The sequence below is a fragment of the Paenibacillus sp. F4 genome (assembly GCF_002894905.1).
GTDB classification, from domain to species: Bacteria; Bacillota; Bacilli; order Paenibacillales; family Paenibacillaceae; genus Paenibacillus; species Paenibacillus polymyxa_B.
In genome coordinates this window covers 362,122-368,391 of sequence record NZ_POVS01000020.1, presented here as the reverse complement: position 1 = coordinate 368,391, position 6,270 = coordinate 362,122, and the positions used below count along the sequence as shown (strand labels likewise).

Genomic DNA, 6,270 nt, shown 5'->3' with positions numbered 1-6,270 from the left:
GATTTTGCGAACAAAATCGTTTTACTCACTCGTTGTTCAGTTTTCAAAGATCAAACCTGCATTTTTGTCTTACTTTGTTTCACCACCGCATCTCAGCGGCGACTTAAATAATATATCATGTTTTCTAGATCTTTGCAACACTTTTTTTCAAGAGAATTTTTTAATCAATTCTGCTTTGTTTTCGTGTTGCTAACTATCTTGTAAAAGACAGCTATAAGAATATACCACATAAATACGCTAAATAGCAACACCTTTTTTTAAAATTCTTTTCTCATCTTTAAATCACTGCATTTAAATAAAGAGACCATTATTCCCACAAGCAGAATAACAGTCTCTTTAACATTCATTTCTTTCTCTTAATGAATAATAAAGCCGGGGCACTACTAGGAGGTCCCTCTCTTTTTACATTTAGCCACGTCAGTCCTTAATCCATGGATTTTTACGCGAACGAGCATTATAGGATGAGGAACGGGGTTCTCCTCCACTTGAATTACGGAATTTTTGCTTCTTATTGCTAGCATTTTTACTAGAAACCTTGGCTTTGGACGTCTCTTCTTTGGATGTACTGCCAGAACCGTCTTTTGATTTACCTTTACGCACGCTACGATCCTTTGGTTTAGAAGAAGAACCATCTTCATTTTGGGATGCAATAGTTAAATTGTTACCCATCTCCTGCGTTCCTGGAATTGCTGGTGCCGACTGGACGTTCTCTTCCCGGCATCCACAGTCTGGCATAAACATATAGGGGGTTGTATATCCCTCTAATGGATACATAGGTGCATTCCCATGCGCAAACGGATGATAAGGGGAATTCGCAGATTGTTGTCCTTGTAGCTGGCTATAGTCGGACACGTTTCCACCCGCAGGCAAACCATATTGAGGTCCTCCCCATGCCTGGCCCCATTGACTGCCCTGGACTGTACTCTCTGGATACTGCTGTGGATGCCCTTGATGGATAAATGGAGGATAGACAGGGTAGGGTGCATTTTCAGACGCCTCATGACTCGGATAATATCCGGGGGCGCAGCAATCTGAATAGGCAGGATAAGGTGTTGGATGGGCATTTATGGGTGATGTCTGCACAGGCCCCCAGCACCATGGATGCTCACAGTCATGATGATAGCCCTGATCAGAAACTACAGTAGGAGAGGCATATTCTGCTAAGGAGGTATTTATAGGCGCATTCCCCAAAGTTTGAGGAGACCCAATCCCCGGATACCACGAGTTCGGCATTGCATTTATTTGTGGACTATAATCAAATGTCGGCTGTTGTATCGGCCACTCGGAATTTACCATCGGCTCCGATTTTGTGCAGCCGCAAAATTTTTCAGCTACAGGTTGCTTCACAACAGTTGTAGGAAGCTGTGGCTTAGATGCAATCGGTTGGGTAACTATAGGTGGCATTTGAGGTGGAGCAGGTGGAGTAACTATGGGCTGCATTTGAGGTGGAGCAGGATTTACGGGTGCCATAGGAACTTCAGGCAGTTTTAATTCAGGAAGCTTAGGAGGATTCACTGTTTCCTTTGGCTGTGTCATCTCTTCTTTAGGGCTAGGCATATTCTCCTGCTTAGGCTGCGTCAACTCCTCCTTGGGCTGGGTAAGTTCTTGCTTGGTTGGGGATTCAGGTTTAGGCTGTGTCATCTCTTCTTTGACTGCGGTATTTTTTTTATTCTCTGTAAAATCAGACGCCTCTTCTTTGTAGTGTGGAATATTAACTGTTTCTCCAACCAGAAGTGCGTTCGGGTTTTTAAGCTGGGAATTGGCATCAATGATTAGTTTAAGCGGTACATTCCACGCCTTGGACAACTTCCACAATGAATCTCCTTGCTTAACCTTGTGTTGATATACCGTTGACGGCTGTGTTTCCATCGTAACAGGGTCTGTTGGAATTTTAATTTTCTCGCCGATGCTCAACTGATTAGGGTCTGCCAATTGGGGATTGGCGGCAATAACTTTCTCCAGCGTCACATTATACTTCTGTGCCAGCAAGTACAGAGTGTCACCTTTTTTGACGATGTGTATTTTCACAGGTCACAAACCTCCTAGACTTTCGTTCGGGCGGGATAAACGCCCGGCTTCTGTTATTACATCCTATGCACCTCCCGGGCGAATGACCCCATACAAACAAAAAAATCCTCTCAACCGAATACTCTCACGAGCATTCAGTTAAAAGGATTCGGTTTTATTTTAGTCCTGCCACACTTTGTAGCCATCCTGATCCACGATCTTCCGGAACTCAGCCAGGAGCTCCAAAGTCACTGGGCCAGCAACGCCGGAGCCGATCGTACGACCATCCACTTCATAAGCTGCAATAACTTCTGCCGCAGTTCCTGTAAAAAATACCTCGTCCGCAACATATACATCATGCAGTGTAAAAGGTTGTTCCTTAAGGGGGTATCCAAGCTTAGCACACAAATCGATAATAGCATTACGAGTAATCCCTTCAAGCGCCCCCAAATAGCAAGGAGGTGTATATAACACTCCGTTTTTGACAATGAAAATGTTGTCCGCAGAGCCTTCCGTCACATACCCTTGGGAATTGAGCATAATAGCCTCACCCACACCAGCATAGTTAGACTGGATCTTCACGAGGATATTGTTGAGATAGTTCAATGATTTAATCTTCGGATTCAAAGCATCTGGGATGTTGCGACGCTGAGAGACAGAAATTGTCTTCAGGCCAGTCAAGTAAGCTTCTTCCGGGTAAATGGCGAGCTGCTCCACGATAATGATGACACTCGCCTTCGCACAACGAAGAGGATCTAAACCTAGATTCCCTGCACCTCGGGATACAATCAGACGGATATATCCGTTACGCATTTCGTTAAGACGAATCGTTTCAGCCATTGCTTCCAACATTTCATCAGGAGACAACGGAATGTTTAACTGAATGGATTTTGCAGAATCATACAGACGCTCCAAGTGCTCCTTACATTTAAAAATATTCCCGTTATAAATACGAATGCCCTCAAATATACCGTCTCCGTACAAGAATCCATGATCATATACGGAAACCTTTGCATTTTCCTTAGTCACATGCTGCCCATCCAGATAGATCCATTGTTCTGCCATTAAAACCACACCTCCGATTAATGTTCCTTTAAAATAGGTTCGATCGCTGCTTCAACATACTTGTAGCTTGGATAAGAGCCAAGAATGCGTACATGGCACCCCAAAGCCTCGATCTCTGCAAAGGCTGCCGGAAGCAGAACGGAATGCAGAGATTCCAAAACTTCAATGTAAAAATAATAATTCCCCAATTGCTTTTTGGTCGGACGCGATTCAATACGGGACAGATTTAACCTGCGCCATGCAAATGCGGATAAAACCTGATGCAGCGCTCCCGGGAAATCCTGCGGCGGCGTGACCAAAATACTGGTTCGCTGACCTTCAGGCGTGCCCGGGAGACTTATAGGTTGATGGCCGATCAAGACAAAGCGGGTAAAGTTGTTATCGTGATCCGTTACTTTGCTGGCCAAAATATCCAATCCGTGTTTGGCAGCCGCAAGCTTGGTTCCGAGAGCGGTCCAGCCTTTACCGGGGTTATGTTTAACAATTTCGACGGCTTCTGCCGTACTTCCTGCACTCTCCAGCTCGGCCTGAGGAGCGGAAGCCTGTATGAATTCTTTACACTGGGGAAGCGCTACAGGATGAGACATAATTTTGACCACTTTGCTCAAATCCAGCTTGTCCAAATCCTTCGTAAATTCACTACGATGTCCAATAAGATTTTGAATTGAAGGATATACCCACTCCGCCTGCATTTGAATGTCTACTTCATGTACAAGCCAATCCATATGCAAACTTACAGAGCCATCAATCGTATTTTCAATAGGAATTACACTATAGTCTGCCTGTCCCTTGTCTACTGCCTGAAATACGTCCGCAATATGCTTGTAAAACAGTAATTCATGGGGCGTATCTCCTAACAAATACTTAATCGCTTCATGAGAAACGGTCCCCTCAGGAAGAAGTGCAATTCGTTTCATATCGTAAGTTCCCCTTTAATCATATCCATAAAAGGGAGTGTATTCCCTTCTGTATATACTTTAACTCCTTCACTCTCAGGGCGCAATTTTAAAACAGAAGCAGTGATCCCCTCTTTGTTCATGGTATCCGTTAAATACTGCTCCAGCTCCGCTTTCCGATTCTCCCGTTGATCCGTCAATGCCAGCAGCGTCGGTCCAGCCCCACTGAGAGCCACACCCAAGGCACCATAATGGTGCGCATCCTGCAGGATCTCTGTCATACCCGGCACAAGCGCCGCACGGTAAGGCTGATGAAGCTGATCACGCATCGCTTCGGCAATTAAATCGGTTCTTCCCGAAGCCAATGCCGCTACCAGCATGGAAGCATGACTTATATTATATACGGCATCCTTTAATGATACATGCTCGGGTAGAACCTCTCTGGCTTTCGACGTGGACAGCTGAAAATCTGGAATAACTACCATAACCTCCAGATTAGCATCCGGTTCAAGTCGTAAATGCCTAGCATGCTCGCCATCCCACATCGCTGTAATAATACCACCAAACAGGGAAGCTCCAACATTATCCGGATGTTTTTCAATGGCGCTTGCCATATCGAACAGCTTGGAATCCGGCAGAGGCGAGCCAATCAACGTATTGGCAGCGACCAAGGCGCCCACAATGGCAGAAGCACTGCTGCCCAAACCACGAGTAAGTGGAATATCCGAGTACATCGAAATATCGAGCTCAGGAACAGATACACTCGCTTCCCGAAAAACCATTTGTGCTACCTTGAAAATCAGATTAGTTTTATCTTGGGGAACACCATTCATTTCATTTCCGTATAAATGAAAAGCCGTCTGTTCGGCCTCCTTCATTTCAATCCATGCATATAAGGACAATGCCATGCCCAATGTATCAAAGCCGGGACCCAAGTTGGCCGTACTCGCAGGCACACGCACTCTTGCTGTTTTTAAAACGGTCATACAGACAATTCCTCCTGCTTTTATTGACTATCCCTCTACTCGATATACGCTCTTGATGCGGCGGATGACGTCCAAAGTTTCAAAATGCTCCAAAACCTTTTTCATACTCGCTTTACTGGCTAAATGAGTCACGATAATAATTTCAGCATCGGGGTTAACCTCATTCGGTTGCTGCACAACAGATGCCAGACTGACATCAAATTCAGCAAATACTTGCGTAATCCGTGCCAACACCCCTGCTTTATCATCCACATGCAGAAGCACGAAGTTTTTGAAATACACATCTTCATCGTTACTAATTTTTTTGGGATTGTAAGGAACGATGGCTTTAAGCCCATTGACACCAAGTTTGAGATTTTTCACTACAGCTACTAAATCGGCTACAACCGATGTTGCCGTCGGCATTTCACCTGCACCCGCACCATAAAACATGGTTTCACCCACTGCTTCACCATGCACATACACCGCGTTGAACACCCCGTTCACCGAAGCCAATGGATGCTGCTTGCGTACCATAGTCGGCTGAACGTTAATCGTAAATTCATCACCTTGGCGCTCTGCAATGCCGAGCAATTTCATTTCATATCCTAGTTTTTTAGCAAAAACAATATCTTCACTGGTTACCTTTGAAATGCCGCTGACGCTTACATCCTTGAGCTCTACATTAGAGCGGAAACCTAGCGTGCCGAGAATTGCCATTTTACGAGCTGCATCCAGTCCTTCCACGTCTGAGGTCGGATCCGATTCAGCATACCCAAGCTCCTGCGCTTCCTTGAGAACTTCCTCATACGAGGCCCCTTCCTGACTCATTTTTGTTAAAATAAAGTTTGTCGTACCGTTCACAATCCCCATAATGCGGGTAATGCGGTCGGAGGAGAAGCCTTCAATTAATGTACGAATGATCGGGATACCACCTGCTACACTAGCTTCATAAAAAATATCACATTGCTTTTCCTGCGCCTTTGCTAATACTTCAGAACCGTGCAAAGCCATTAAGTCCTTGTTAGCTGTTACAATGTGTTTCCCCCGCTCCAGCGCTTCAAGAATGTACTCCTTCGTCTGATCAACCCCGCCCATGACTTCGATAATTACATCAATTTCAGGGTCTCGAATAACTTCCCATGGGTCCTCAGTAAGCTTGGCCGTGTCCACTTCAATGGAACGATATTTTTCTATGTTTTTTACAGCTATTTTTTCAATGATGATCGGTGAACCGACTTGTCTGCTCAAATCTTCCTGATTGCCTTCTACGATTCGAACGACTCCCGTTCCTACCGTCCCCAAACCTAACAATCCTACTTTGACCGGTTTCATCT

At 45.0% G+C, this 6,270-nt stretch carries 5 protein-coding genes; all 5 read right to left on the bottom strand.

Features of this window, described 5'->3' with window-relative positions; all coding sequences use genetic code 11:
• Positions 1-417: 417 nt before the first annotated feature.
• The 5 genes from C1T21_RS25055 to C1T21_RS25035 all read right to left on the bottom strand — a co-directional run bounded on the left by C1T21_RS25055 (position 418) and on the right by C1T21_RS25035 (position 6,268).
• Positions 418-2,028, bottom strand: a complete 1,611-nt coding sequence (locus tag C1T21_RS25055) for a LysM peptidoglycan-binding domain-containing protein (RefSeq protein WP_103050175.1) — start codon at positions 2,026-2,028, stop codon at positions 418-420.
• 159 nt (positions 2,029-2,187) lie between these two features.
• The gene (gene ilvE, locus C1T21_RS25050) at positions 2,188-3,072 is read right to left on the bottom strand and encodes a branched-chain-amino-acid transaminase (RefSeq protein ID WP_025722735.1); all 885 of its coding nucleotides are present in this window, start codon (positions 3,070-3,072) and stop codon (positions 2,188-2,190) included.
• 17 nt (positions 3,073-3,089) lie between these two features.
• Positions 3,090-3,989, bottom strand: coding sequence for a prephenate dehydratase (gene pheA / locus C1T21_RS25045; protein ID WP_025722734.1), 900 nt, complete (start codon positions 3,987-3,989; stop codon positions 3,090-3,092).
• The gene (thrB, locus tag C1T21_RS25040) at positions 3,986-4,954 is read right to left on the bottom strand and encodes a homoserine kinase (protein ID WP_103050174.1); all 969 of its coding nucleotides are present in this window, start codon (positions 4,952-4,954) and stop codon (positions 3,986-3,988) included. The genes pheA and thrB overlap by 4 nt, the downstream gene beginning before the upstream one ends.
• 27 nt (positions 4,955-4,981) lie before the next feature.
• The gene (locus tag C1T21_RS25035; protein WP_103050173.1) at positions 4,982-6,268 is read right to left on the bottom strand and encodes a homoserine dehydrogenase; all 1,287 of its coding nucleotides are present in this window, start codon (positions 6,266-6,268) and stop codon (positions 4,982-4,984) included.
• Positions 6,269-6,270 lie beyond the last annotated feature (2 nt).